Annotated in this window: 5 protein-coding genes; 1 reads left to right on the top strand and 4 read right to left on the bottom strand. The window is 35.9% G+C overall.

Going from position 1 to position 4,732, the window contains the following annotated elements; translation table 11 throughout:
• Nucleotides 1-692: 692 nt before the first annotated feature.
• From ACG9ZL_RS20680 to mobQ, 3 genes are all read right to left on the bottom strand, one after another.
• The gene (locus ACG9ZL_RS20680) at nt 693-1,121 is read right to left on the bottom strand and encodes a hypothetical protein (protein WP_000877730.1); all 429 of its coding nucleotides are present in this window, start codon (nt 1,119-1,121) and stop codon (nt 693-695) included.
• A gap of 551 nt (nt 1,122-1,672) precedes the next feature.
• Nucleotides 1,673-2,143 (bottom strand): hypothetical protein, encoded by a 471-nt coding sequence (locus tag ACG9ZL_RS20675; RefSeq protein ID WP_046650746.1) that lies wholly within the window; start codon nt 2,141-2,143, stop codon nt 1,673-1,675.
• Nucleotides 2,140-3,093: a MobQ family relaxase gene (gene mobQ, locus ACG9ZL_RS20670; RefSeq protein ID WP_068534583.1), complete on the bottom strand. Its 954-nt coding sequence runs from the start codon at nt 3,091-3,093 to the stop codon at nt 2,140-2,142. Before mobQ ends, ACG9ZL_RS20675 begins: the two co-directional genes overlap by 4 nt.
• A gap of 212 nt (nt 3,094-3,305) precedes the next feature.
• On the opposite strand from mobQ, the gene ACG9ZL_RS20665 reads away from it, so the two are divergent.
• Nucleotides 3,306-3,575 (top strand): DUF8583 domain-containing protein, encoded by a 270-nt coding sequence (locus ACG9ZL_RS20665; RefSeq protein ID WP_048764069.1) that lies wholly within the window; start codon nt 3,306-3,308, stop codon nt 3,573-3,575.
• Here the strand turns inward: ACG9ZL_RS20665 and ACG9ZL_RS20660 are convergent.
• Entirely contained in the window at nt 3,565-4,506 is a 942-nt protein-coding gene (locus ACG9ZL_RS20660; RefSeq protein ID WP_004729701.1) for a replication initiation protein, read from the bottom strand. The two genes, ACG9ZL_RS20665 and ACG9ZL_RS20660, sit on opposite strands and share 11 nt — an antisense overlap.
• Nucleotides 4,507-4,732 lie beyond the last annotated feature (226 nt).

Genomic DNA, 4,732 nt, shown 5'->3' with positions numbered 1-4,732 from the left:
GTAAAAGTACTTTTTAAGTCCGGTAAAAGTACTTTTTTAAATGCGTTTTGTCCGGTAAAAGTACTTAGTTGTCCGGTAAAAGTACTTTTTTAAAGTCTGAAAGCCTTGCTAGATATGGGCTAGAAGGGGGTCTAAAAGCTTTTAAAAGCTTTTTAAAAGATAAAAAAGGAAAATACAGAAAATAAAACAGCCCTATGCCCTCGCTAAAGCTCGGACGTTTTAACCTCGCTTTCGCTCGGTTGAGGGGCTGTTTTTTTCAAATATGAATTGAGGATTTAATAAAAAAAGAAACTATGCCTTCGCTTCGCTCAGTAGTTTTTATGCTCGCTTCGCTCCTCTAGAATTTGACCAATACAGTTCGCACCCATTCGGGATGCTCTGTATCTTTCGTTACGAAGCAAAAGGGAGCTTGTAATCAGGGAAAAGGCAGAAGCGAAATTTTAATGCCAGGTGGTCGCTCGTAGACACTCGCTCGGCTCTTACTGGAATGATTAAAATATCTAATCAAAACCGTGGAACATTGATTAAAGAATATCCGTGGAACATGAAAAATCATAAAAAAAGCCCAAACGGGCTCGATTGGGCTATAAACTAGAAACTACAGCATTGATTTCTAAGTGGAATTATAACGTATTTCGTATAACGTGCATTATGTTAATTTTAGGGAAATTTAAGAATCTCTATGCAATGGTTTATTCAATATTCTTTGATTTCTTATCTTTTAGGTTAATCAGAAATAGCCAATAACATAAGCCAGGAAATAGAGCCATAAAGATAGTCCATGTATCTGTATACATCTTCCACCACTCTTTCGAAATTTCTCCTGTGTGACTCCATCCAAAAAGAATAAAAAATGGAGTAGCAATAATTATAGAGGCAATACAGATAGTTAATAAATTAAGACTGTTATAACGATTTAAAAGAATTGAGAATATGAAGCTGAAAGGTACAGTCAAAATACAATAAGCCAAGTAGACAAGACCGTGCCCTACAAGAACCACTAAAATCGAGTATAGGCTGTATTCCTGATTCATTACGATAAACAGGACTGCTGTGAAAAAAAGTAGTGGTAAAGGAGAAAGTAAGAGAGCTTTTACTATTTTTTCATTTGAGTATTTCACTAATTTAATTCTCTTATCTACTCAATAAATAATAATACTATAACGATTTTATTGGAGGTTTTTTGATTCTATTTAACATAATGGCTGTTATACGAAATTTGATTGATTTTTACTAAAACACTATTTGAAAATATAAAAAAAAGCCCAGTCATGGAATACTGGGTTATGGAAACTCAAATAAGGATTTATATTTTATAAAGTATTTAAAAAACCATAAAAAAACTATGGTTTTTTTTGTATAAACTTGCTTGTTGTCTCTACTTCATTGAATACTTCAAATTTTTTCCGATCATTATCGAGTTTAACAACGAGAGCTAAAATAAAAATCATTATTATAAAAGCTAGGAAAATCAAATGCCTTCTCATTATTAATTCCACTATCAGTGCTATAAAGTATGCTTCCCTATAGCAAATAGATAGGACATAAAGAATGAAAAGTAAAGCTCGATACTTTGAGACATGGCTATTGCCATATCTCAAAGTCGAGCCACTTTGCGATATTCGGTAGCAATAAGATTAAGAAAAGAACCGAGCAAAGTACTTGCCAGTATTTATTTAGGGTCAATAACACAGTAATCCTTATTCGTTCCATGACAGTCATTTTTCATAACTCGGACACAAGATTTATCATTACAATTTCTAATATCTAAATTATATCTTTGTTCTAGCCACGCTGCCTCTGCACGACGTTCCTTGATCTCATCAAAACTTGGAATAAATAAAAATATAAAAGACAGGAAAACCAGCACCAGACTGAGGAAAATTGCACATAACAAGGCAATAAATCTGTAGTTCAATTTGTCGGTAGCCTTGTCTAGTTCATGGATGCGACCTTGAAGGGCACGTGTAGCTTCCTGATTTGCGTTATTTAGGGTCTTTTTGCTTTGTTCTAGTACCCCACTAGCTACTTTGTTGTAAAACGTCTCTAATCGCTTGTTATCATCTGCTATAGCTTCTCTATATTCCTTCATGGAGGCTAATAGAATATACAACTGATCATCTAAATCATTTTGGCTGCTCATAGCGATGGTCCACTTCTCTTCATGCTCTTGCGGTGTTTCTGCTTCATGGCTTGTTCTTGCTGTAGCTTCAATTGCTGTTTACGTTCCAGTTCTAGGCGTTTAACTTCCTGTGCTTTCTTCCATTGCTCAAAGCCTTGCTCAACACGGTTGAACCCTTGTTCTAAGGTTTTTTCTTTATGCTGTTGTTTGTTTTGGAGCTGTTGGCTGTTCTGCTGTTTTACCGTGTCGTTGAAACGACTGATCTCAGTATCTATACCTTTCCTGCGCATCTGCGTGACCTTGCTACCCTCATGGATAGTGGCTTGTAGCTGATTACCTTGATCGACATAGCTGCGGTGGTCGATTCTTTCCCGATACCCTGCATGTTCGAGGGCATGATTCGCTAGGTTTGCCCAGGTGGAACGGATCTGTTTAATTTCTTCCTGGCTTGTTCCCATACCCAGTGTTTTTCTTTTGGTATTACTTAACTCAATATCGGCTTTATCTTTAAGAACTAAATTCTGCTCTGGATCTAATTCGGCCTTGCGCGTTGTCAGTAAGATATGTGCATGATGATTTTTATCACTGCCATTCTGACTAGGTGCATGAATGGCTAAATCCGCGATTACTCCATAACGGTCTACTAAAGATTGCGCAAACTCTTTGGCCAGTTCTTTTCGTTGTTCCTCATCTAATTCATCAGGCAAAGCAATCACCCATTCACGTGCTGTTCGGGCATCTTTTCGGTTCTCTGATTTTTCTGCCATATTCCAGACTTGGCTTCGGTCTAATTCGATATCCAAATTAGAAATAATTTCGGTATAAACCACACCTTCTTTTCTCGTAAAGTCGTGCGTTAATCCTGTCCGTTCATCTTTCAATTTTTCTCCTGCACGATAAGCCATAGATGCAACCGCAGTTCGTCCCGAACTTCGGTTAACAGTCTTCGTCGTACAGTGATAAATTGCCATGCCTTAGCCTTGTGATGGTTTTGCTTTTGCTTTTAAAAATTGCGTAGCGATTTTTGGGGTTAAGGGGATTCCCCTTACGCAAACTTTGACTTGGATGAAATCCATGTCGTAAGTGCGCATTTCATGAAAAACACGATAGCATATAGCCCGCTTGAATTTCAATTCATAGGGCCTTATGCTTGAGTGGTTTTCTATATCCCGAAATCTAAATCATGACAAAAGCTGCTGAAACTCTCGAGAAGAAAATCGAAGCCCAGTTAGAAAAGCTGAAACAGTTAAAGGCTCGCAAACAAGCTATCGAAGCTAGAGAAAAATCAAAGCAAAAAGAGCAGGAAAGAAAGGATGATACTCGACGTAAAATTTTGCTTGGTTCTTATTTGATTAAAAAAATGAATGCCAATGAAGCCAATAAAGAAAAAATACTCGCTGAACTCAACGAGTATTTAACAGAAGATCGGGATAGACAGCTTTTTAACCTTTAAAATCTGTTTCAGTCCGCAAGGCTTTAAATATACGTTTTGCGGTTTCCTCTCTGACTGATTTTGGATCTCGTAAAATATTAGCAATCCAAATTGCAAATGCTTGATAGTCTTTTGCTCCAGCTAGATCACTAATACTACCTACTTTTGACAAAATAGAGCTGTAGGTATTGATTTGACCATCAGACAGACTGCGGAATATATCTAGTGTTTCTTGCTCTCGCTCTGATGCTATTAATCTAGGCTTGGGCTTCTCTCTGACAGTAAACTTAAAGCCAACCACAGAACGCCCTTTTTTAACGTTTTCATAAGTTAGGGCAATATCTGTATTAGCTGTGATCTCATCTAGTGATGGATTGATAACACGTTTTTTTAGATTACTTAGATCGTGATAAGACTCAGGTAAGCCAAATTCAGTTCTTATTTTTTCTAAAGACATTTCAAATTTTCCCATAGCCTGATGTTTTTTAGCTAAGTGATAAAAATCGAATGAGTAATCTTTTTTTAGACTAAGTACGATGTCTTTTTTGTACTTTGTATATGGATTTAATTTATCAAATTCTGTAAGCATCAATAAAACGATCTCAGGGAATCGAATTGCAATACCTCCATCTTCATAAATGCAATCAATTACCCAATTAGACAGAACACGTTTCCCTCTTTCATTGTTATAAGAAAAACTACGCTTAATCAGATTTCTACTTGCTACTTCTAACTGTGTATATGCTGAATGCGTTTTAATTCCACACTCTTCAGCGAATTTTTCAGCGGTAATCATAATAGGATCTTTTTCTGTTGCTTGAGTAGTTCTAGCAATTGGACTAGCAAGTATCAATATACGCTTTTCATCAATATTCATACTCTTAAAACATTCTTGAATATTATTTTGCATCACAACCCAAGAAGGTGGATACGTTTTTTTATTTTCGTCCATATAACTACAATGCCTATTAAGTACTTTTTCGGATATGTACCTATATAGTATATTATTGCTTAAAATTTGACTATTATTTTTGTACTTTTTTAAAAAAAGTACATCTAAATTTGTGTACCTTAATGTCCGGTAAAAGTACTTTTTAAGTCCGGTAAAAGTACTTTTTTAAATGCGTTTTGTCCGGTAAAAGTACTTAGTTGTCCGGTAAAAGTACTTTTTTAAAGTC

The sequence above is a fragment of the Acinetobacter legionensis genome (assembly GCF_048551735.1).
Lineage (GTDB): Bacteria > Pseudomonadota > Gammaproteobacteria > Pseudomonadales > Moraxellaceae > Acinetobacter.
The sequence above is the reverse complement of the archived record's forward strand: the minus strand, read 5'-3'. Positions and strand labels throughout refer to the sequence as shown.